This window comes from Cytophagales bacterium, from assembly GCA_033344775.1.
GTDB lineage: Bacteria > Bacteroidota > Bacteroidia > Cytophagales > Cyclobacteriaceae > JAWPMT01.
Genome location: JAWPMT010000002.1, coordinates 949,765 through 973,830, shown reverse-complemented (window position 1 = coordinate 973,830; position 24,066 = coordinate 949,765). Strand labels below are relative to the sequence as shown.

Here is a 24,066-nt window from a genome sequence, read left to right as displayed (position 1 = left end):
AATTACAAATTGCCAGATATTTCCGACGCTGTTTTGTTCACTTTCCGTGAAGCTTTAGATTTATAGCTCCATGTGGAAATATTTATTCCTTTTATCTTTCAATGTCTCACTGGCCCAGAACATTGTGCCGATCATCACGACTTATGATCGGGTAGCATACGGTGCTTCCAGTAAAAACTGGAGTGTGGATGTCGACTCTCGTGGGTACGTGTTTGTGGGGAATCATGCCGGGCTCCTGATCGCGGATGGAGACGAGTGGTCGCTAAAGGAATTGCCTGATAAAGGATTGATAAGATCCATTAAGGTTGATGCCAATGATCGGGTCTATTCAGGTGGATATGAAGAGTTTGGTTATTGGGAAAGATACTCAAATGGAGAACTAGGCTATTTCTCACTATCGCAAGACCTGGAAGATTTTGAGTTTCACAATGAGGAAATCTGGAAGATTATCGTGAAAGAGGATAAGGTATTCTTCCAATCCTTTGGTACAGTCTTTATCTATGATCTCCATAGTCAACAGGTCGATATCGTTAAACCCCATGGAGGTATTCTGTTTCTACTTGAAGCTGGAGACCAACTGGTAGCACAAAGTTTCGTGGGAGGTTTGGTGAAATTGGTGAATGGGAGGTTTGAACCTGTGGAGAATTCCCATTTACTAAATGGTGAGGAAGTAAAAGTCGTACTTGCCGACCATAATGGAGGTTATATATTGGGATCAGGAACGTCAGGCCTTTACCGGTGGACGAATGAAGGTCTTGCTATTTGGGATTGCGAGGCTAATCAAGTTCTGAGTAAAAAGCAGATCAATCACGGTGTGAAGGTTGGCGGTTTATTTGTACTTGGAACCATTACCGATGGGGTGTATTTTGTTGATCAATTAGGAAAAATTGTCAGGCATCTTAATGCTGAAAATTCCCTCAAGAATAATACTGTTCTTGGCCTGTGTACAGATGGTAAGGGCAATATTTGGGTTACCCATGACCAGGGGCTAAGTTTCATTCAATTTCACTTTCCATTTGTTCCTATCACATCAGAATCTAATCCTATTGGTGCCGTCCATGATGCCGCCCTGTTTGGTGATTATCTTTTTATAGGCTCTAACCAGGGTCTTTATCGCGCAAGGGTCCCGGATGACCATATCAGCTACAGGTTAGGTGACTTCAGTATGATTCCAGAGACTCAGGGTCAGGTTTGGACCCTGCGAGTGTTGGACGGTGAGTTGCTGATAGGACATACCAATGGTACTTTCTCTTTTAAGAATAACGTACTGAGGAAAGTTTCCGAGGTTTCAGGTGGCACAACTTTTGATTACCTGAGTGAGAAAACGCTCATTGGGGGGACCTATGCGGACATCATTGTATTGGATAAAGAGGACGCCACAGGGTGGAAGGAAAGTCAAAGACTCAAAGGGTTTGCCGAACCGCTAAAATACATTGAAGTCGATTTTCAGGGCAACATTTGGGCCAGCCATAGTAGAAAAGGAATTTACCGGTTGAAAATTGAATCTGACACAGTAAAAGAGCAAGTCTATCTAGGAAGAGATCAAGGTTTTCGACTCAATACACATTCCCATGTCTTCAGCATACAGAATCGTGTTGTGTTTACCTCCGGAAACGGATTGTGGACTTATGATGACTTGCAGGATCGAATTATCGCTTATGATAAGCTCAATAATGCATTGGGTGTGTCTGCAAATGCCAAGCGGATAGTGGAATCTTCGGATGGCTACTACTGGTTTATTGATTCAAATAACGCCGCCCTTTTCGAGATTGATGACAATAACATCAGTAAGAAAGTAGTCTTAAACCTGGGACATGCTAGCTATGGGATGGTGGATTCTTACGAAAATATTGTCCCTCTGTCAAATGGTTTGCACCTTGTCTGCCTTGAGGAGGGGTTTCTGCTTCTGGATCCAAATCAAGATTTTTCGGAACGTTACAGAGGTAAGATTTTCATCAACAACATCGAGGATCACCTTGGTCGAAAAATTAAAATAGGAACAACTCTCGTGGAAATACCCTACGATGGCAGGGAAAATTCAATTCGAGTCGATTTTTCAGTCCCCTTATACCCTTCTGATGGGATTGGCTATTCTACGTTCCTGGAAGGTTATGACTATGAATGGAGTAGCTACTCAGATGTCTCGGAGGTGGTATTCAATCGGCTCCCCTGGGGAGACTACCGATTACATATTACAGGAGTAGATGCTTACGGCCAACCGTTTGAGACAACCGAGTTAAATTTTATAATCTCACCTCCGTGGTATGTTTCTCAGTGGGCCATATATGCATACATCCTCTCAATGCTATTTGTTTTGGTGGTAATACGGAGATCTTATGTAATCAAACGTGACCGGTATTTCCGAAAACAACAGGAGAAGTTAGAAAAGGAAAAAAAGGAATTAGAGGAGAAGAAGCAGAATGAATTGGTGAAGCTTCAAAACCAAAACTTGCAGTTGAGACTTGAAAACAAGAGCAAGGAACTGGCTAACCATACTTTTCACGTAAAGCAACGAAATGAAACGCTTATTGAAGTACGAAACGCACTGGAAACCTTAAAAAAGAACGAACTGCAAGTCCACCAGAGAAATAGCTTTGATAGAATCATCGATTTGGTCAATAAGAACCTGAATAAAGGAGTAGAATGGGAGGCTTTCGAGGTAAATTTTGATCAGGCCCACAATAACTTTTTCAAACGCATGAAAGAGCAGTTTCCAGATTTAACGCAAAGTGACCTGCGCATTTGCGCCTACCTTCATTTGAATCTTACCTCCAAAGAAATTGCCCCATTGCTCAATATCTCTTTGAGAGCCGTGGAAAATCATCGATATCGGTTGCGGAAAAAACTTGGCTTAAGCGCTAACGAAAACCTGGTCGAATTCCTTCTTCAGTTTTAGAGAGTACTCCGTTAGGAATGAGTATAACCGTTAGTAGCTGCAAAATTTGCAAAAAAGTTGCTTTTCGAGTTGCCTCATTCAACAATTCATACTTTAATCCCTCATTTTCCTGAATTACTTCCATCATAACGAAGGAGTTATTTGAAAAAATTAAGAAATGTGAAAGTGCGATTGAGCGCTCCAATAGCCTTTTTTCAACGATCTTGAGTAGTAAAAATGAGGTGTCTGACGTTTGTTCAAGTTTGTAGTGAGGTAATTTTCTTGTTTTGAGTAGTTACTCTCCCCTAGTCTTGTGTCTATAGATATCAATAACCTGTGGCTAATAACATGTCTCATCCCTCTACCTTCTTCATCGTCATTACGATGATCCTCTTGCTCATAAACCCACTGAGAATGATCGCTCAAAACACGCAAAAAGTATCGGGCAGTGTTACTTCAGGAGATGCGAATGAGGGTTTGCCGGGAGTAACCATACAGGTAAAAAATAAGGGTACAGGAACAGTCACAGATATTAATGGACAGTACACCTTCTATGTTTCAGCAGGAGATACGCTAATTTTTTCATACGTAGGTTTCCTGACACAAGAAATCCCTGTTGGCAGCGAGACTTTGATCAATGTAGTGCTAAATGTTGATCTGGGACTTCTGGCGGAAGTCGTAGTAATTGGATACGGAGGCGTTCGCAAAAGCGATCTGACTGGAAGTGTTGCTACTGTATCATCGGAACAATTACAGGCAGTTCCCGCATTGAATGCAATTGATGCACTACAAGGACAGGTTTCCGGGTTGCAAATCACCAACGATTCGGGAGCACCGGGTGCGGCTCCAATTGTCCGAATCAGGGGCGTCGGAACCACAGGGAACACCTCTCCACTTTACGTGGTTGATGGCGTCTTACTGAACGACATCACATGGTTGAACAACTTCGATATCGCTTCTATTACAGTGTTGAAAGATGCATCAGCTACGTCAATTTATGGAAACCGGGGTGCGAATGGTGTCATCATCATCAAAACGAGAAGTGGCGACAAATCCGGAGAACCAGTCATTGGGATCAACTCTTATTACGGTGTTCAGGTCCAGCAAAATACCATTGATCTGCTCAATGCGCAGGAATATGCAGAAGTGAGAAACGTCATTGCACCTGGCACCTTCAACAACATTGATGGACCTGGTACAGACTGGCAGGATCTGATATTTGAATTGGCTCCTATTCAATCGCATAATGTATCTGTTTCCGGCTCCGGGAAGCAAAGTGATTACTACTTCTCTTTAGGCTATTTTGGGCAAGAGGGTGTTATTCCCGAGTCCCGCTTCCAAAGGCTGACCCTAAAAATCAATGAGCGCTATCGGGTCAAGGACTATCTGACTATGGGTACCAATTTGACTTTATCTGCATTCTGGCAGGACAATACCCGTACAGATGCGCCTTTCAATGCCTATAGAGCCAATCCGATCGTGGCGCCATTTGATGCGAATGGTAATTTCAACCCGGTAGAGGATGTAGGAAATATTTTGGCTGATCTGGCCTTCACTACGGACAACAAAACAACGGGTGTAAGAACAGTCGGCAATGTATTCATTGAAGGGATATTCCTCAAGCATTTCACCGCAAAGAGCAGTTTTGGCGTGGAATCTTTAAGAGAAATGAACGAAATATTTATTCCGGAATTCTTCGTCTCTCAGGAGCAGCAAAATGCCGCAACTGCCTTTTTCGAAAATCGCTTCGAGCGCAACACCTGGGTTTGGGAAAATACCATCAATTACGATTATGAGTTCGGATCTCATCGATTGAATGCCGTTGCCGGATATACCATGCAACAAGTGCGAAATGAACAACTCAATCTCGGAGCAGACAGCCTGTTCAGATCAGAAAGGGACTTTCGCTATTTCGATCAAACCAACGTCAATGTAGAGCAAGTGACCAATGGTGTAAGGGATTTCGGTGACTACTATAATCAAATTTCATATCTGGCCCGTGTAAATGTAAGCCTGTTTGATCGTTACCTGATCACAGCGACTTTTAGGAGAGATGGCAGTTCCAAGTTTTTAGGCGATAACCAATTTGGAAATTTCTATGCTTTTGCCGGAGGCTGGAACTTAATCAATGAAACCTTTTTTACACTTCCTCAATGGGTTAACAACCTCAAGCTAAGAGGGAGTTGGGGAATCGTTGGTAACGACAAGATCAACTATCTGGGTGCCTACAGCGTGGTGAACAACAACGTTAACGCCGTATTTGGAACAGACGAGCAGCTGAATTTTGGGCAGACAGATGGAGCACTGGGGAATGAACTATTGCAATGGGAAGAAGTGGAGCAAAGTAACCTGGGTTTTGAGTTTGCTTTTTTTGACTACAAACTCTCCGGTGAAGTTGACTATTACCTACGAAAAACCACCAATACACTGATAGGCTTAAGACCGCCAGCCTTTTCGGGAAATACCGCTGATGTGATTGTCAATGCGGGTGAATTTGAAAACAAAGGGATCGAACTTGCCTTATCGTGGTTGGATAAGCTAGGACCCATTGAATACAACATAGGGGCCAACTTTACAACGATAAATAATAAAACCCTGCAGGTTTCTGGTGTAGAAAATGCCCGTGAGATTTTTGGGTTTGCCGGAGGACAAACTGTCAGCAGAACCGCCGAAGGCCTTCCCATTGGAGCCTTTTTTGGATATGATGTAATGGGCGTGTATCAGTCTCAGGAAGAGGTGGATAATTTGCCCTCATTCGGGAATTCGGAGCCAGGCGATCTGATTTTTCGGGATGTCAACAATGATGGTGTCATATCAGAAGAAGATCGTACTTTTTTAGGTAGTAGTATTCCGGATTTCATCTATGGCATAGATCTTTCCCTTAGCCACAAAAACCTGACTTTGGCTTTCATATTTCAAGGCCAGAGTGGTAACAAGATCTTCAACATTAAAGAAACGATCCGTCCCGACCCCTACAATTGGGAGCAACACGTCATCAACTACTGGAGAGGCTCGGGCACCAGCAATTCTGAACCCCGGCCTACCGCGGGAGGCAATAATTATCAGCCCAGCTCCTATTTCATTCAGGATGGTAGATTCTTCAGGCTGAGGACCATCACCTTAAGTTATTCCCTTCCGCCAACCATCCTGAACAAGTTTAAGCTTAAAACAGCCAGCTTTTTCCTAAGGGGAAACAACGTATTCACAATAACGGACTTCACGGGTTATAGTCCTGAAATTGCCAGTGGTAACCCACTGATCAATGGGGTGAGTCTGGGGACATTCCCGGTAGCCAGTACCTATTCATTAGGATTGAATTTGACTTTTTAATCGATATGAAGACAATAAGAACAATATTCACGGGCGTTGCGCTGACGGTTATTTCACTCGGTTGCTCTGATTTCCTGGAGGTAACGCCTCAAAATCAATTGACACAATCCAGCTTTCCTTCCAATGAAGCTGACGCGCTGGCAGCCACCAATGCCATTTATCAAATACTAAGAGAGTCCAACTATCACCGCGGGTTTTATCCCATAGACGATATCATGTCTGATGATGCCCTTAAAGGGAGCAGTCAGGGAGATCAATCCGGCAACCTTGGCCCTTTCGATACATTTGATTTTGCTCCAACGAACATCTTCATCGGTAATTGGTGGGGAGCGTTGTATCAGGGTATTCGTAGAGCCAACGTGGTGATAAATAGGGTGCCCGGCGTAGAGATGGACGAAACATTGAGGCAACGATACCTTGGAGAAGCCCAATTTCTGCGTGCCTTGTATTATTCCGACCTTGCCCGTGGATATGGTGGGGTACCCTTGATCGTATCCGATCAGCCAAATTTATCTGCCGAACGGTCTTCCCTCGAGGAGGTTTACACATTAATTGAAGAAGATCTTCTGTTTGCCATAGATGCACTACCAGAAAAATCTGATTTCGGAAGTTCCAGTCTGGGAAGAGCTACCCGAGGTGCCGCAAAAGCCTTGCTATCGAGGGTGTACCTCTACGAAAATCGGTTTGAGGAAGCTGCTTCATTGGTAGATGAGATTGTGGCTTCGGGACAATATGACCTGGAACCGGTTTATTTCAATGCTTTTCGAACTGATTTCGAACATGGCGTCGAGTCGGTCTTTGAAATTGGGGGTATCGGGGTTGAAGGCACATCCGGTGGCGGTAATGAATACGTGGCCGGTCAAGGGGTAAGAGGCACGCCAAATCAAGGCTTTGGTTTCAACAGGCCTTCACTGGACCTCATCAATTCCTTTGAACCCAATGATCCCAGAATGCAAGCCACAGTGATCTTCCTTGGAGAAGTCATTGATGGAATTGAAATATTGGGAGATCCAGGTACTCCTGATATTACCTCGGATGGGCAGCCTGAAACCTATAACCAAAAAACTTGGACTGGCAGTGTCATTCCCGCCGGTAGCCGGGCCCATAACCGACGCTTGATCAGGTATTCAGAGGTGCTGCTTAATGGAGCAGAGGCACATGCTGAAGCTGGAAATATTACTCAATCACTGGCTTACCTGGAAATGGTTCGTGCAAGAGCAAGAGAAGGAAATACCACCATTTTGCCGGAAATAACAGCAACCAACCCGCCAGTATTACTCGATTTGATCTTCGAAGAGAGAAGACATGAATTGGCGATGGAAGGGTTCAGGTTTTGGGACCTGGTACGCTCAGGTAGAGCGCCTGACATCTTAGGGCCTTTGGGCTATCAAAGTAACCGGAACGAACTACTTCCCATCCCTCAATCAGAAATTGACATCTCAGAAGGAAGAATAATCCAAAATGTGGGCTGGTAGTCATTTTTTTCAATAAGTAGCAAATAATAATTATTCATGAAGTATTTAAAATTTACCTTCTTTGGTTTCGTAGCAGTGGGATTGGTATCCCTGATGAGCTGTAATGACGATGATGGGCCAACGGACATAGCGTTGGTCTCTTTAAATGCCAGCGGCACCAGTTTGGCAGATGGCACCACGGTATCCGTAGACCTTAATGGCGCCACTTCTGCAGTAGATGTTCCCCCAGATGCGATCATCACCGCAGAGTTTAGCGCAGACATTGATGCAACCTCTGTTAACACGACGAATATTACCCTTTCCACTGATGAAGGTGAGGCGGCATTCACCGCAACCGTAAGTGGAGCAACGGTAACACTCACCCCTTCCGGAAATCTTGTTCAGGGTACGTTATATACTTTGACGATCTCCGCAGAGGTACAGTCCACGGGCGGGTTGCCCACTATAGCGGCTACCCGAACCTTCACCACATCAGGTACTGCACCTGCGCAGGTTCCGCAGGAAGCCAGTCTGGTATTCTATGTGGACTTCAACGGGGAAGTTCAGGACGCCAATAATCACGCAGCACTTGTATCCGATGTTACGCTTGGGACTGACCGGTTTGGTAACCTCTCCAGTGCAGCTGAATTCAACGGAACCAGCAACTATGCGGCATTTGACTATGCGAATGACCTGAATAGCGAAAGTCACACGATCAGCTACTGGCTAAAGTTCCCGGCTAGTGCAGAATATGACACACATGTGAGAACTTCAGGTTACGTCACATTCGCACTGGGAGGCTTTGAAGGATACTTGCATGAGTGGGGCAGATTCGATTGCTGTGACAACACATTTGACTTCCTGAAATATGTGACCAGCCACAACAATGCGGGAACTGCCAGCGATTTCGCCAGTGAGTTTCTGGAATTGAAAGGCGAGAACAGGCAAGGCGACAACATCGATGAAATCAACAATCTTCGCTGGTTAGAGGATGAAGTTGGAGAGTGGATGCTGGTAACGACCAGCTATGATGCGGCCACCAAGACCAAAACCATTTATATCAATGGTGCTCAATACATCGAAATTACCCTGGTACCAACGGACGATGGAAGTTTTGACCTTTCCGGAATTGCCGTGAATGGTGATGCTATTGGAACCAATGAAAACAACAATAATAATCTGTATTTGGGTGCAGGTCTGCCTTTCTGGGGTAATGTGACGTCAGGAGATGCTATTGCACCTGTGAGGGGTGATTTAAATCACGCATTCAAGGGATCGATGGACGATTTTAGGATCTTCAATGTAGCACTTACAGATGCTGAAGTTGAGGAACTCTATAATGCGGAAAGACCATAATTAGTATTCGGTTTAGTTTAGGGGTGCCTCATGTCAGAGGCCCCTTTTCTTTTTTTATTATGATTTATGCGATTGAGCGTACTACCTTTTTTCACTTTACTTGTTTTCCTATTTCATTGTGGAGATGACACCTCGAACCCTACGGTGGACATTTTTCAGCTGTCTGCTCTGAGAGTCGGTACATTAAGTATTCTGAACACGGAAGTGGTGGACGCTCCATTAGACCAACCCATTGTCTGCTCATTTTCCAAGTCTCTTGATCAAGAGAGCGTGGAGTCGGCCTTGGAAGTTGTGGATAGTGATGGTATCCCCATTGACTTTACCATAAGCTATCTCGATGAAAACCGAACGCTTTCATTGCTACCAACGGAGATATTAATTGAAAACAGTACTTATACCCTGACAATCGAAAATTCGATAAGAGCCACCGATGGATCAAGGTTCCTTGGAATCACCACCACTTTCAGGACCATCAATACACCATTGACCGTTGTTTCCTCTCAAATAGATGGTCAGGACGTAGGCAACGAACGGATTGTGGATATATCATTCACTCCGGAAATAAAGATCACCTTTTCCGAAGCAGTGACCATTTCAGATGTTGAGAGTGAAGTGTCCATTGTGAGACCGGGTCTGAAAGAAACGCCAATCATCACACAGGAAGATGACAATACCCTGGTTTTCAATTTTGAGGAAGCCATCGAAGGATATCAGAAATTTAGATTTAAGATTTCAGCGAATGTCTCGGTGGATAATCGACCCTTTGAAGAATACGATTTTGAATTTTATACCAAACTAGATTCTACGTTGAAGTTTCCAGAAATCTCGGATGACGCGCTATTGTCACAAATTCAGGAGCAAACATTTAAGTATTTCTACGATTTTGCGCATCCCTTCAGTGGACTCGCCAGAGAAAGCAACAGCTCCGGAGACATAGTCACCATAGGTGGGTCCGGTTTTGGGCTCATGGCGATTATTGTAGCCATAGAGCGCGGGTTTATCTCTCGTGAAGAAGGAATCAATCGTTTAGACAAAATCATCAACTTCCTTGCTGATGCAGATCGGTTTCATGGGGTTTGGCCTCACTGGCTCAATGGGAATAATGGTACTGTCATCCCCTTTAGTCCTTCTGATGATGGCGCTGATTTGGTGGAAACTGCTTTTCTCCTTCAAGGTCTTCTGACGGTGCGACAGTATTTAGATGATCAGAATGATCGAGAATCAGCGATGATTAACAGTATTAACACATTATGGCACGAAGTGGAATGGAATTGGTTTCAGCAAGAGGGAGATAACTATTTGACATGGCATTGGTCGCCGAATGTTGGATTTAACATTGATCTTCCGATAAGAGGTTGGAATGAATCATTGATGGTGTATCTACTTGCAGCCAGTTCTTCTACGCATACCATAGACAACAGCGTTTATACCGAAGGCTGGGCCAGATCCGGAGGGATGATGAATGGAAATGAATTCTTCGGAATTACGCTGCCGCTTGGAGAAACAAGAGGTGGACCGCTGTTTTACAGTCATTATTCCTTTTTGGGGCTGGATCCAAGAAACCTGCAGGACAGGTATGCACATTATTGGGATCAGAATGTCGCGCATAGCAAGATCAACCAGTCCTATTGTACGGCAAACCCAAAGAATTATGTGGGATATGGTTCGCATAGTTGGGGCATCACCGCAAGCAATAACATTGAGGGGTATTTTGCACATAGTCCTACGCAAGACCGGGGTGTCATTGCACCAACGGCAGCAATTTCATCTTTACCCTATACCCCCGAAGAATCCATGGCGGCCATCCGTCACTTTTACTACATTCTGGGCGATAAACTATGGGGGCCCTACGGGTTTTACGATGCTTTCAATGTAACGGAGGGCTGGTACGCAGACTCATACCTGGCGATAGATCAGGGACCTATAGTCTGTATGATCGAAAACCACAGAACCGGCTTACTATGGGATTTATTCATGTCTGCACCCGAGATCCAAATGGGACTTGACAAACTTGGATTTACCTACTGAAAATGAAAATTGGCCAGCTTCTCATTTCGGTTGTCTATCTCCTGCTTATAAGCTGTGATCCGACTACTAAGTCAGCATTAACAAACCAGGAAATTCAGCAGCAGAAAGAGGCGGATCTTTCGGAAGATTCGCTGTTAAACGTGGTGCAAAGACAGACGATCAATTATTTCTGGGAGAATGCGGAGCCTCACTCCGGTATGGCCCGGGAAAGAACACATCTGGACGGAGATTATCCCCAGAATGACAAGAATGTCGTGACCTCAGGGGGTTCCGGTTTTGGCATCATGGCATTGATTGTGGGGATAGAGCGTGGCTTCATCCAAAGAGCGGATGCGATTGACAGAATGATTGTTATACTGAATTTCCTGGAGACGGCTGATACATTTCACGGGGCCTTCCCCCATTGGTGGTATGGGGAATCTGGAAAAACGAAAGCGTTTAGCCAAAAAGATGATGGCGGAGACCTGGTAGAAACAGCGTTTCTCATGCAGGGTTTGATTACTGCCAGACAATATTTTAACGGCGAGGACGAGAAAGAATTGGAGGTCAGGGAGAGGATCAACAAACTTTGGAAAGCGGTACAGTGGAATTGGTACACCAAAGAAGAAGAGATACTTTACTGGCACTGGTCACCAACATATGGCTGGGACATGAACTTTGCGGTAAGGGGTTACAATGAATGCCTCATCATGTATCTATTAGCGGCATCTTCGCCCACCTATCCAATTGATCCTGCAGTTTATCACCAAGGTTGGGCAAGAAATGGAGAGATCACTTCAGATATTGAATTCCTTGGATTTCGGACCATTTTGGATCATTATGCCGATAACAACTCCCCCGTCGGGCCATTGTTTTGGTCGCACTATTCTTATTTGGGACTAGATCCCAGAGGTTTGAAAGACAGGTATGGTGATTATTGGATGTTAAACGTCAATCATGCCAAAATTCACCACGCCCATTGCGTTCAAAACCCCAACGACTTTAAGGGCTATGGAGGAAATTGTTGGGGACTCACGTCAAGTTATTCTATTCAGGGGTATTCCGGACATCAACCGGATCGCGATATTGGTGTCATCTCTCCCACGGCCGCATTGTCCTCCTTTCCCTACACACCTGAAGAAAGTATGAACTTCCTGAAGTTCTTGTATTTGGAAGCTGATACGCTTGTCGGATCATATGGCCCATATGATGCATTTAGCTTAGAAGATCAGTGGTACCAGCCCAGGTACCTGGCCATTGATCAGGGACCTATCCCTGTGATGATCGAAAATTATAGAACAGGCCTGCTTTGGAAATTATTTACGTCCGCTCCCGAAGTAAAAGCGGGGCTGGACAGACTAGGATTCAGCTATGAATAAAATCAAATCATCCTACAATACAATATGCATCCTTTGGTTACTCTTTTCCTGCAACTCGCCAACCGCGTCAGGACCACCCGGATATACCCATCAGGTAGATTCTTTAATGGCGCTGATGACGCTGGAAGAAAAACTAGGTCAGTTAAACCTTCCTTCAGCAGGAGATATCAATACGGGACTTGCCCAAAGTACCGGTGTAGTTCAAAAAATCAAAAAAGGTCAGGTTGGTGGCCTGTTCAATATACGGGGCGTTGAAAAAGTTCGTGCTGCCCAAAAAGTAGCGGTAGAAGAAAGCAGATTAGGTATTCCTCTTGTTTTTGCCATGGACGTCATTCATGGATACCGGACAGTTTTCCCTATTCCGTTAGGTCTTTCCTGTAGCTGGGATCGGGCATTAATTGAACGAACAGCTCGGATTGCAGCACAGGAAGCCACTGCAGATGGGATCGCCTGGACCTTTTCTCCGATGACAGATGTCTCAAGGGACCCAAGGTGGGGTCGAATTTCAGAGGGATCCGGGGAGGACGCCTACTTAGGGTCAGCGATAGCGGCAGCTATGGTCCGTGGTTATCAGGGTGATGATCTTTCCGCTAATAACACGATGATGTCATGTGTCAAGCATTTTGCTCTCTATGGGGCAGCAGAGGCTGGTAGAGATTACGGAACGGTCGATATGAGTCGCCAGAGGATGTATAATGAATACATGCAACCCTATAAAGCAGCGGTCGATGCTGGCGTCGGAAGTGTGATGTCCTCCTTCAATGAAATAGATGGTGTGCCTGCCACGGGAAATAAGTGGTTGCTAACCAACTTACTCAGAGAAGAATGGAATTTTGACGGTTTTGTCGTCTCCGATTACACTGGTGTAACGGAAATGACCGAGCATGGCGTGGGCGATACTACCGCTGTAGCAGCTTTGGCTTTGTTGGCCGGTAACGATATGGACATGGTCAGCGAAGCTTTCATTAGCAAGTTGGGGGAAGCACTGGAGAAAGGAATTATTACTCAGGAAGCAATAGACCGTGCCTGTCGTCGCATTCTTGAAGCCAAATTCAAATTGGGGCTGTTTGAAGACCCTTATAGATACTGTGATATCAACCGGTCGATACTAGAAATTTTTACTCAGGCAAACAGGGATGTAGCACGAAAGATTGCTGCGGAAACATTTGTTCTCCTAAAAAATGAAGGTGATGTTCTTCCCTTGAAAAAGGCAGGAACCATCGCCTTGATTGGTCCAATGGCGGATAATGGACGTAATATGCAGGGAACATGGAGCGTATCGGGGAATCATGAAGCTACTCCCTCGCTGCTTGAGTGTATGATGGAAACAGTAGGTGAAGATGTCAAAATCCTGACAGCCAAGGGAAGCAACTTTGTTGAAGATCCCTCTCTTGAGTCCAGGATCAGCGTGTTTGGAAAAGACACAAAAAGGGACGATCGCAGCGAATCGGAACTGATCGCGGAAGCCTTACAAGTTGCCAGTCGGGCGGATGTGATTGTCGCTGCTATGGGCGAAGCATCCGAAAGTAGTGGTGAAAGCTCAAGTGTAACAAGTATAGAAATGCCAGAAAATCAAAGGAGATTGATGGAGGCGCTTCTGAGTACAGGCAAGCCAGTAGTCCTTGTTCTGTTTACAGGTAGGCCACTGGCACTCAAGTGGGAACAAGAAAACCTACCGGCGATTCTGAATGTTTGGTTTGCGGGCAGTGAAGGCGGTTACGCCATTACCGATGTATTATTTGGGGATGTGAATCCTTCCGGCAAGCTGAGCACCACATTTCCTCAAAATACCGGTCAAATACCCATTTTTTACAATTCTAAAAATACGGGCCGACCATTGCCCGAAGGCAAATGGTTTCAAAAGTTCAAATCCAATTACCTGGATGTGTCGAATGCGCCCCTCTACCCTTTCGGATATGGGTTGAGCTATACTTCATTCGAGTATGGGCCGGTTAAAGTGAGCAAAAGCAATCTCCACGGAGAGGAGTCACTGGCTGTTTCTGTGACAGTAACCAATGTTGGTGACATAGCCGGAAAAGAAGTCATTCAACTTTATATCAGGGATTTGGTTGGAACGGTAACTCGGCCAGTAAAAGAATTAAAGGGTTTCCAAAAGGTCGCCTTTCAACCTGGAGAGACCCAAACCATCGTATTTGAGGTAACCACAGAAGACCTGAAGTTCTACAACTATGATCTGGAACATGTATGGGAAGCCGGTGATTTTGAAATCATGATTGGGGGTAATTCCCGGGATGTTCAAACGGCCAAGATCAACTGGAGTAAATAAGTATTAGTCAAAGATCAATAATGTAAATAGAAACTAGTAGTTCTTTTTCATACCCTTTCTATTCGATAAACAGTCCCAATGCTTTAGGTTGGGACTGTTTTCTTTCAGATTACGGAAAAACAAAGGTCTAAGAAATCAGGGATTATAGTGAACCTAACATCGCGCATTCTTCCATACGATTGAGTGGCTGTCAATCATCTGATCTTATACAACGCAATCCAGGTTGCGAGGGATGGTGGGTAACCCGCATCTGGTTAGCTGGTAAGCAATGCCTCGGCACCAACGTATCGGATTTTCTTACCCATTAACAATACATGACGAAATACCGATGCTATGCAGGTTGATTACTTCTTTGAACTTCCTGAAGGATCATCTGAATATTTCCTCCGGTATGACGGTTTACATTTCAGAAATGAGGAAGAGATTGATGGTTACATTACAGATCAAATAAGCACCGATCATTTGGTCAATCATTTTCCCGAAATAACCGATTCCGGTTGAAGAACCCTTTCCGCCATGAGTTAATACATTGGATAAGAATATTGGTCTCTTGATGGATAAGCTTGAACACCAGAATCTGCTGAAACATACCATTGTTGTTTTTTTGAGCGAAAACGCAGGTAAATACCAGGACAATTTCTCCTATAACCAGGGCGTACTTAAAAACGCTTAAACTACCAGATATCTTTTATTTCCTGAAAAATTGGCAACTTCTGCCATGAATTAGTTTTTGAGCAAGTGCAAGGTTCTCACCTGATAAAGTACATTTTCCATGCATTCATCAATCTCGAAATCGAGATTTTAGCGTTAGCCTCAGGCTTCGTGCCCCGAATCAAAGTATAGGCATACGACTGCCGTCCGTATCTTACCTCGACCGCCATGTATGTAGTTCACCTTAGACGCCCAGTCGGGGAATTTCTCAGAAGGCCCTACTCTACTTACTCCCTCTCCGGATTAGGCAAAAAAGCCCGGGCAACAACCCGGGCTCTGGTAATCGTCAAAGAAGTCACTACCCTGCCATAAAAGCACTATTTTACGATGAACCTTCTTTTATAGAGTTGATCCTGACCTATTGCTATTTCAAGCACATAGATGCCGACAGGAAGTGTTTGAATACCCAGTTGCATGGTATTACTGCCTGCCTGGCCTTTAACTTTATTACTCTTGAGAAGCTGTCCGGCCAGGTTCACTACGTTGAAGGAAACCACTTCCGGCTGATCCAATTCGAATCGCACATGGAGTATATCTCGTGCAGGGTTAGGATAAATATCAATCTCCCCTTCGCCGAAAGCCTCTTCTGTCGCCAGTACCTGTTCCTCTGCTACAGACCTGCCGGAGGTGGATTCACTGTTACAAATGGTATATTGGTCTATGACATGCCCGGTGATATCCACCATTGTCAAGTCAAGGCACCTCCCTCCCGGGTTGTCCGGATCATCGCGCACCACACCCTGCATGGCGGCATGGGGAAGATTGGGACCTGAATGATGAACTACCGGAGTAGGACTTATGGAGTGATCCACTACATAGGAATAAATCGGTGCTCCGCCCATACCATTTACCAGGTAGGTCATGCCGTCCACTTCCCAGCGTTCATACATGTGTTCGTGACCGGAGAGGACCAGGTCAGCACCCCAATCTTTGTATGGCCACTGGATAACAGGGATACTTCCGTGACCGGGTTTATCCGTAAACCCGGAAGAATAGGGAGTTTGGTGGCCATAGACCAGCTTAAATTTGGCATCTGACGCAGCCAGTCTATCCTGAAGCCACAAGGCCTGATCAGAGGTTTCATCACGACCGTCGGGTTCTTGAGCATTCCAGTTCATGCCGAATAAATGGACATCTCCAATCCGCTTCTCATAGTATCGTTCCCCAGCAGGCTGATCAGGGAGAGTAAAGAAATTCAGCCACTCCTGGAGATACTGACCCGGCGGATCACTTGCTTTGTAGTCATGATTGCCCAGCACTGGCCAAAAACGATTTTGTGCGTTCGCACTTCCAGCACCATAATTGCCGAAGTAGGGAAATATATAGGAGTGATAATACTGGCCAACATTGTCATCGATGTTGTTGTTGAGCTTGTCCGCATAGCTATCATCTCCCAGGGAGATGATGAAATCCACCTGCCAGCTATCGATCATATTCGCCACGTTTTGAGCATCAGGTCCTTCCCATCCATAATCACCGATGGCCGCAAATGTTTGTTCGGGTAAGGGGAAATCGAAATCATTGTAATGCGCGAAGAAATCTTCCCCCGGAACATTGTCTGACAATTCAAACAAACTGGCCAAACCAAAGACCATCTTCGACCAGTCTACCAGCTGGATCTCATTGCTTCTCCAGCTTTGGAATTGTGGATCGAGGCTATACCTCCAAAGTACAGGCTTAGCAGTCCCTTCCATATAATATACGCCATTTGGGCTTCCTCCCGCACTGGCCAGCATGTCCTGGATATCCTGGGTAACGGAAACTTTATCTATTGGAATAAACCCTGCCATCACATGTGGAGAGACCATGTGGTGAGGATTATTGTTGATGCTATTGGCATCAAACCCGTTATTGACCGGACTACTTCCTTCTCCTAATCCCCACTGGTAGGTATGCTGCTGCTGCGCCTGGTCATTCCACCAACTCCTATCCCCTTTCATCGCATTGTCATAGTACCCCATGAAATAGTTGCTGGTGGTAAAATCATTGCACAAAAAGTAAATGAATTGAAGCGTGAAGGAAGGAATGAATTCTCCGGGTACGTCTGTGAGCATCTTCAAGCTGTCATACATTGATTTAGGTAAATTTTCATCTGCACCTAGGTCAACATTGAAAAAGGTGTCCCATAGATTGATCGCGTCCTGGTATTTAGGGGCAATATTGGCCCCATGCACCGTCACCTGTTGTTGGGCTTGTTCGTGGGCCAGATAGGCCAGGATCATGTATTCGTTAAAGGGGCTCGTACTGCCTGGCAACCCTTCCCCCTGATCACTGTTCGGGTTCATTTTGAAGTGAAGTTTCCCGGTGGCAGGATCATCGATGGACAAAGCCCAGTCGATGGAATTGAACAGCGCATCGGCATAACGGGCAATATTGGTGTTATCACTAAAGTATTTCTTCGCAAACAGCGCCCCGCAAACCATGATGGCCGCATCAATGGTGCTGTATTCATCGTCCCATTTCTCAAACCTCTGCCCTGTTTCAATGTCCGGCCAATGAAGCGGATAGCCTGATCTGGTCACACTTAGTTTAAAATCAGCACTTCCGGGTCTCAAATGATTGGTCAGCGTTTCCAGGGTCTTTTCAGCCAGAACAGCCGCCTCCCCTGATGCCTCCCAGCCCATTTTATCTGCTACCGTGAGGGCCACTAATCCCATACCTGAGCCGGATACTGAAGCGGGGTGGGCACGAAGCCCCCTCAATTTGTAGGTGTCATAGTACATGCCATTCTCATGCCTGGACCGCTGGAATACCTCGTACGAATTCTCGGCCAGTGCCCGAAGATCAGTGGTCTCTTTCGCCCACCCATCCATGTACACCTCATTCGGCAGACTTACGTTGTGGTCTATCGTTTTAACGTCGTTGAAGTAGGGATCAACCCTGGGTACCTGGTTCTTCACTACAAGATTTTGCGTGGAGGTGATGTCGAAGAGCAGTTTTTTGCCCGCCTTCAGGTCATGATAAAAATCCAGTTGATTGAGTGCATCATCTGAAATGGGTGTTTCCTCCCCAAGGGCCGTCTGCAACATGGGCAATGTCACATATGGATTCCCGGACCAGGCACCATCCGCCGAACTTCCATTTTGACCATTGAAAAACTCCTCCAAATTCACCATGGGTTTGGTGTAGTTCGCAATCTTTATTCCTTCATAGGGAGATTCTGCTAACCAGGGCAACCACCTCACAAAACCATATTCGCTCTGGAAGGAGGTTAAATCAAAAGCGCGTTGCATCTGGCCCCGGAAGACCGGCTCCGCTGGGTCTCTGAGTACATTTTCCGGATTAACCTGGGTTTCCGGAAATCGCTTGCCCGTGATCGAATACGGGGAATGTCTTAGCCAGACCTTATTCCATTCCGCAGGCCAGAAGGAAATGGGATCAAAGTCACGGAACCATGGTTCGTTATCGAGATCCGTGATTTCATTTTCATCTCTATACCATTTATAGACATTGGCAAAATTCCGCAACCCGCCGAAGGGATGTCCAAAACTGTTGGCCCTGGGGCCTTTGACAAATTGGTATTCACTTAACACATCAGCGATCTCCGCTATCATATAGTTATTGATCCTCGCAATATCAGCAGCCGTATTCCCAGTTTTATCCAGCAACCATTGTCTTTCTTCTTCACTCAAATTACGGATCTCAATGTTACCGCGCTGCTTGTCCACGGTAAGGTCGTCCAGCGCATCTGCCTCATAATCATCTACCACTACCACTTTGATGGACCCATTAGAATAGGGCATGTCCATGAAGTTGGAAACAATCTCGAATACACCCGTTTCATTCCAGGTGTAGGTGAAGTAGGCCTCGTTTTCTTCGGTATGCACCAATTCACCGGCATCAAAGCCATTTTCCTGGACCCTGCTCACGATGTACTTCAGGTATTTGGCCACCGTATCACGAGGCATATATTTGGCCAGGTCCCGCCACATGTACAAGTGGGGTGGTCCGGCGCCATTCCATATTTCCACTTTACCCGTGCCCACATCTGTGGCGGCAAACGTGATCTTGGTCCCTTTTTGTAATACATATTCCCGGGTGTACTTCGTTTGGCCCCAGCCGCCAAAACCGCGTTCCTTGTCCTCCTTGGATCTTGTTTCCCGGATGTATTCGTGTACCCTTTCTCCCGTCCCTTCTTTTAAGTCCAGTTTACCATCACCCACAAAGGGGATATCATTAGGTGCATACGTCCAATGGTTGCTCCCGGGAGCTGTGATCTGCTTCAATGGGTCCATGATCCACAGGTCCCGGCCAGCGACAATGCTTTTTTCGTTTACTCCCTCATACGAGGTATTGTAGTAGGCCACCACAACCGACCAACCACTCTCTAGCTTCAGGTCTACCGACCACTCTCCGGTTGCTGCATCCCAGCCTTCCGCACCAGCACTCCAGAATACCTCCTGATCAATATAAGTGGTGCCACCATAAGGGACTATAGCCCCTTCTTCATGCTCATAAGGTGGAATATACTGGCTATAGGGTCCGTACGGATAGCCTCCGAAGCCACCATCCGTATCTTCATAGCCCGCTATTTTGTAGGTCACCACTGCTAATGAGTACCGGGCCCTTTCTTCATCACTCAGGTCTTTCAGGCCGGTCAGGGTGTATTTGGCCGTTTGCCCCCAGCCCATGGGCGTGTTAGTGCCTTTGATCGTGCCGTAAAACCCTTTGTCCTCGGTCAGGGGGGGCTGCACCCGCATGCGAAAACTGATCTGACGACCATCCTGGGTGATTTTGATCACCCCCGGGTGAGCATTGTTCTGGCCGGTGGCTCCTGGTAAATCTTGCCAGGCCGCCAGTGGATTGTATTTGCAACCCGAGGCGCAGGGACTGGCTTCAGCAGTATTTCCTCCGATGACCGACCCTTTTAAGTTACCCTGCCGCCAAAGGCCATAATCTTCAATCAAATAACCTTTGTAATACTCATCATAGTCCGTGTTGCCATCTCCGCGTTGTTTGACTTTCCGGTAGGCACTGATATAATCGTTCACCACATATCCGGCACTTGGATACCCATCCTGATCATATTCCACGTCCAGGGCCTCCCCTGGCCACATGTATTGCCAATTCACGGGCAAGAAACTACTCGTGGTTTTATCAGTAAAGAACTCTGGTCCAAGGGTGTAGACATCAGGGTCTGTCGTATGAATGGCATCCATGTCGTTGGTGCCGATGTAGAGGATCTCATCTCCATCCACATCCAGCAGGAACCTCGGCCCGTCAGCACTGGCTTCATACGTGTTGTCACTGGCGTGCCTGTTCCAGTAGTGAACCAGTTCAGCTGCATAGCCCGTAGATTGATCTTCTCTTTGATAACCTCCAGGATCATAAGAGAAGTTGTCCTTGATGGGTGGGAATTTGATATCGGCCTGGTATTTGGTTTTGGAAGGATCCACCCTTCGCTCTGCAATCCAGTCCCAGGACCAATTATGAGCGCCTCCACTCCCATTATCAACCCAATCATCTACTTTTACCTCAAAGCCCGGTGGATACTTGTTGACCATGTACATGTGTACCTGGTCTTCCCACGGAATGAATTCGTTGTACTCTCCGGGCGTTAAATCAGGATTACACATAAATGCCCGGGAAGAGGAAAAACCCGAAATCCAGATATCCGGTACGCCTTCAATTTGGGGAACCGATCCCGATGGGGAAACCACCTCAAAGTTGATCTTGTCACCCATCACCGCATCCACGATAAAGTTCGGGTCCGAATCGTCATATTCGCCGTTGGTCACATCAAACCTGTAATTTTTAGTAGTCCCATCTGGCTTGGTGACTGTCACAAGGGTGTAGTAATCATCGGGAAAGATGTCCAGCGGATGCATGTAATCATAACCGGGAATGCGCAAACCAAATACCCTGGCATTTTGCCCGATCAGCGTCACCGCAACCGCTATTTTATCTTCATCGAAAAAGCCTTTGGCACTGTTAAGCCTTCGCTTGATATCTATCGAATTCCACTCCTCACTGGAAATCTTCCCCAGAAAATTCCGGAATAAGGCGTCCATATTCGATCCGGTACCCCCCAAGGTCAAAACCCTGTTACCATGATCGTCCAGGTTATCTTCCAAGCCATTCTCATCAACAGTACCTTGAAACAAAATATCGCCTTCTTCGATCAAGTAAGACTTGCCATTCACTGGGTTATCCAATAGGCCATAATTAGCGGTCGACTTTGCCGTGATTGTGAGGGAAAAATTGGAGGTGTTTTCGTCAATAAGGTCTGCAACGATACCTCCCAGGCGGTTTTTTCGGGAGGCTTTATAGATCTTTTTTAAATCTATCTCAATGATGGATTCCCTCGCGTCTCCATCCAAATCCAGGAATCCACTGGTGGGTCGGGTAAATTGGACAATGGCATCATTGATATCGCGGTGCACGTAATCGTCGTAGATCTCACTTGGTACCGTGGGGGTTGAGAAAAAGTTTCTGATTTTTTCCTGTATTTTCCCATCTCTGAGCTGAGGATGATTGGCTACAGTCGGATCCCCCTGGATAATCGAGATGGGTGCAGTTGCATCCTCCTCCTCAAAGCTGACTGAACCAAAGGGACCCGCCATCGCGATCAGCGACATGCATAGGATCAAAAGCACAATGGGTTTAAAGTAAGTTTTCATGATCGCATCGATTACTTTTTCAGGGATTTAATTTGATCAGCCAACTGAACAATAAGCTGGTCTCTTCCTTCCGGCGTATGCCACGCTTGTATCCGCCTGATCTCTTCGTCCTGTTGTAGCAGGTATAAAAACAGCTCTTCTATCTTGACGATGAATTTGCCTGTCATTTCGCTCAACTCCAGACCATTCGCCATCACCTCAGCCTCCGATGGGATGCCTGGCAAATGCCTGTTGGTAGACACATATGTGCTGAGTGATTCTAACGACATAAGAGGATAGGAATCCTCGAAAACGTAATCTCCCCACTTTTCATGAAGGTTCCGGCAGATATAATCATAGGTGGTGGTCCCTCCATTGATGTAGAGCAGGAATTCGGGATTTAAATCATTGACGACCGGAAAAGTCTCACTGCGGCCATCATTGTTGTCCCCATCTTCATCATCATCGCCGCAGGTCGGACAAAGGACTTCATCATCGCTATCGGGAAGATTCTTATAGTCCTTCGTAATCACCATTCTTCCCAACACGAACAAACTGTCATCGCATGTAAAAAGCTTTGAATTTTGGTATAGCATACCATCGGTTGCTCCGTCCATGCTTGCTTCAGCCAATTCATCGCTAACCATTGCTGGGTTTTCAACATCGGATATGGTAGCCTCCTGAAGAGAGTTGTCCTCTACATTTGCCAATTGGCCTAACAGATCGTCGTATACCTGATAGGAAGGCATCCCGGCTTTTAAGGCCTCAAGCTTACTTTGCCGATCGATGGTCAATAGCGTGAGTTCTTCGATTTTGGCCAGGTAGGCCGCATACAGCTCCGAAGGGGAATAACCATGCTCCTTCACTTCTTCTTCAGATGGAATACCTGGTAAATGTTTGTGCTCCGAAAGGAATTCCTCCACATCGGAAAGGGATGGCGTTTTGTAGGCCGGGTCAAATACATAATCCGCCCAACCGGGAATTTTAAATACACACAATTTATTGGATACGATGCCTTCTCCTACCCAAAGCATCGTCTCCGCTAACTGATTATTTGCGTTGTTGATGTTGATCGTATTGGGATCTGAAACGCCACCCACCAGGCCAAGGGGTCCATTAAATTGCAAAAAGGTATGTTCCCTTTTGTCAAAGGGACTGTTGGTTGCCTGGGCCGAGGACATCATCGATATCAGCGTACTTATCAGCAGACAGCACAGGTTAAATAAGTTTCGTTGCATGCGCTTAATTGATTAATTCACTAATTATTGTTGGGGCTATTCGTCTCCGGGTAACGCTTCATCCAGTTCCTTCCCAAGTTCAGAGAGCCATCGAAGCGTCCGATCCTCATCCATTGCTTCATCCACCTGCAATTGGCTCAGTTTCTTTTCTTCCTCGATCTGATACAGATAGAGTTCTTCGATCTTGGTCAGTAAGATCCTGTCTATGGCTTTCATGCTTTGACCTCCCGCCATTTTCATCTCCTGTACTGAGGGAACGCCCGGCAGGTGTTTGTTGGTATTGATGAAAGCCTTGACTTCCTCCAGCTTCGGTAATGGATAGTTCGCTTCTAATACATGATCTGCCCATGATTCGACTCCCGCATATTTGAGCCATGAGGTCAGGACACCCCGCTCCACCCAAAAGTTATAGTCCTCAACTATTTTCAAGTCCGGATCATCATTCACTACCTGTTTCATGTGATCCACGTTCCGATAGCTCTCCAAAACAAAAATCTTGGTATTCGCGAACGAAGTAAAGCCCTCGGGTTGATTGATGGTTCCGAGTGTGATGCCTTGCGCCTGACTAATATGGCAGAGTCCACCACATATAATAAAAAGAAAAATTCTATACATATTTTCTGCTGTTTACAGTTGAAATCTTCATATCCAGGTTTTTGATAAGCTGTGTATGTTTTATATTATGTTATATTTCGATCTGTCCCAAAATGTCTCCTTCAAATTACTCTCTCATCTGATATTTGATCAGAATACTCAATTGCTTCTCTTTCGAAGCAGGTCCCCGCTTCTGTTCCTTCAGGTCTTCCAGACATTCTGATTCTTCCTGACCT

11 protein-coding genes are annotated in these 24,066 nt (G+C 45.8%); 8 read left to right on the top strand and 3 right to left on the bottom strand.

Annotated features, from left to right (window positions below; all coding sequences use genetic code 11):
• Nucleotides 1-70: 70 nt before the first annotated feature.
• The 8 genes from R8G66_07900 to R8G66_07865 all read left to right on the top strand — a co-directional run bounded on the left by R8G66_07900 (nucleotide 71) and on the right by R8G66_07865 (nucleotide 15,189).
• Complete coding sequence (locus tag R8G66_07900) at nucleotides 71-2,896, top strand: triple tyrosine motif-containing protein (protein ID MDW3192272.1); 2,826 nt, start codon at nucleotides 71-73, stop codon at nucleotides 2,894-2,896.
• Nucleotides 2,897-3,223: 327 nt separating this feature from the next.
• Nucleotides 3,224-6,205: a TonB-dependent receptor gene (locus R8G66_07895; GenBank protein ID MDW3192271.1), complete on the top strand. Its 2,982-nt coding sequence runs from the start codon at nucleotides 3,224-3,226 to the stop codon at nucleotides 6,203-6,205.
• 5 nt (nucleotides 6,206-6,210) lie between these two features.
• Entirely contained in the window at nucleotides 6,211-7,680 is a 1,470-nt protein-coding gene (locus tag R8G66_07890; protein ID MDW3192270.1) for a RagB/SusD family nutrient uptake outer membrane protein, read from the top strand.
• Nucleotides 7,681-7,716: 36 nt separating this feature from the next.
• Nucleotides 7,717-9,015, top strand: a complete 1,299-nt coding sequence (locus tag R8G66_07885; GenBank protein ID MDW3192269.1) for an Ig-like domain-containing protein — start codon at nucleotides 7,717-7,719, stop codon at nucleotides 9,013-9,015.
• A gap of 66 nt (nucleotides 9,016-9,081) precedes the next feature.
• Nucleotides 9,082-11,043: a glucoamylase family protein gene (locus tag R8G66_07880; GenBank protein ID MDW3192268.1), complete on the top strand. Its 1,962-nt coding sequence runs from the start codon at nucleotides 9,082-9,084 to the stop codon at nucleotides 11,041-11,043.
• A gap of 2 nt (nucleotides 11,044-11,045) precedes the next feature.
• Nucleotides 11,046-12,401, top strand: a complete 1,356-nt coding sequence (locus R8G66_07875; protein MDW3192267.1) for a glucoamylase family protein — start codon at nucleotides 11,046-11,048, stop codon at nucleotides 12,399-12,401.
• Complete coding sequence (gene bglX, locus R8G66_07870) at nucleotides 12,394-14,688, top strand: beta-glucosidase BglX (GenBank protein MDW3192266.1); 2,295 nt, start codon at nucleotides 12,394-12,396, stop codon at nucleotides 14,686-14,688. Before R8G66_07875 ends, bglX begins: the two co-directional genes overlap by 8 nt.
• A gap of 333 nt (nucleotides 14,689-15,021) precedes the next feature.
• Nucleotides 15,022-15,189 carry a hypothetical protein gene (locus tag R8G66_07865; GenBank protein ID MDW3192265.1) on the top strand — a complete coding sequence of 56 codons (168 nt, stop codon included), beginning with the start codon at nucleotides 15,022-15,024 and terminating at the stop codon, nucleotides 15,187-15,189.
• 527 nt (nucleotides 15,190-15,716) lie between these two features.
• On the opposite strand, the gene R8G66_07860 is transcribed toward R8G66_07865, so the two are convergent.
• The 3 genes from R8G66_07860 to R8G66_07850 are packed head-to-tail and all read right to left on the bottom strand — an operon-like array spanning nucleotide 15,717 to nucleotide 23,851.
• The gene (locus tag R8G66_07860) at nucleotides 15,717-22,019 is read right to left on the bottom strand and encodes a metallophosphoesterase (protein MDW3192264.1); all 6,303 of its coding nucleotides are present in this window, start codon (nucleotides 22,017-22,019) and stop codon (nucleotides 15,717-15,719) included.
• 11 nt (nucleotides 22,020-22,030) lie between these two features.
• Nucleotides 22,031-23,236 carry a hypothetical protein gene (locus tag R8G66_07855; protein MDW3192263.1) on the bottom strand — a complete coding sequence of 402 codons (1,206 nt, stop codon included), beginning with the start codon at nucleotides 23,234-23,236 and terminating at the stop codon, nucleotides 22,031-22,033.
• 36 nt (nucleotides 23,237-23,272) lie between these two features.
• The gene (locus R8G66_07850) at nucleotides 23,273-23,851 is read right to left on the bottom strand and encodes a hypothetical protein (GenBank protein MDW3192262.1); all 579 of its coding nucleotides are present in this window, start codon (nucleotides 23,849-23,851) and stop codon (nucleotides 23,273-23,275) included.
• Nucleotides 23,852-24,066: the final 215 nt, after the last annotated feature.

Coding starts and splice junctions, on each gene's coding strand:
- R8G66_07900 (MDW3192272.1), top strand. CDS start 71: ATGTGGAAATATTTATTCCTTTTATCTTTCAATGTCTCACTGGCCCAG.
- R8G66_07895 (MDW3192271.1), top strand. CDS start 3,224: ATGTCTCATCCCTCTACCTTCTTCATCGTCATTACGATGATCCTCTTG.
- R8G66_07890 (MDW3192270.1), top strand. CDS start 6,211: ATGAAGACAATAAGAACAATATTCACGGGCGTTGCGCTGACGGTTATT.
- R8G66_07885 (MDW3192269.1), top strand. CDS start 7,717: ATGAAGTATTTAAAATTTACCTTCTTTGGTTTCGTAGCAGTGGGATTG.
- R8G66_07880 (MDW3192268.1), top strand. CDS start 9,082: ATGCGATTGAGCGTACTACCTTTTTTCACTTTACTTGTTTTCCTATTT.
- R8G66_07875 (MDW3192267.1), top strand. CDS start 11,046: ATGAAAATTGGCCAGCTTCTCATTTCGGTTGTCTATCTCCTGCTTATA.
- bglX (MDW3192266.1), top strand. CDS start 12,394: ATGAATAAAATCAAATCATCCTACAATACAATATGCATCCTTTGGTTA.
- R8G66_07865 (MDW3192265.1), top strand. CDS start 15,022: ATGCAGGTTGATTACTTCTTTGAACTTCCTGAAGGATCATCTGAATAT.
- R8G66_07860 (MDW3192264.1), bottom strand. CDS start 22,019: ATGAAAACTTACTTTAAACCCATTGTGCTTTTGATCCTATGCATGTCG.
- R8G66_07855 (MDW3192263.1), bottom strand. CDS start 23,236: ATGCAACGAAACTTATTTAACCTGTGCTGTCTGCTGATAAGTACGCTG.
- R8G66_07850 (MDW3192262.1), bottom strand. CDS start 23,851: ATGTATAGAATTTTTCTTTTTATTATATGTGGTGGACTCTGCCATATT.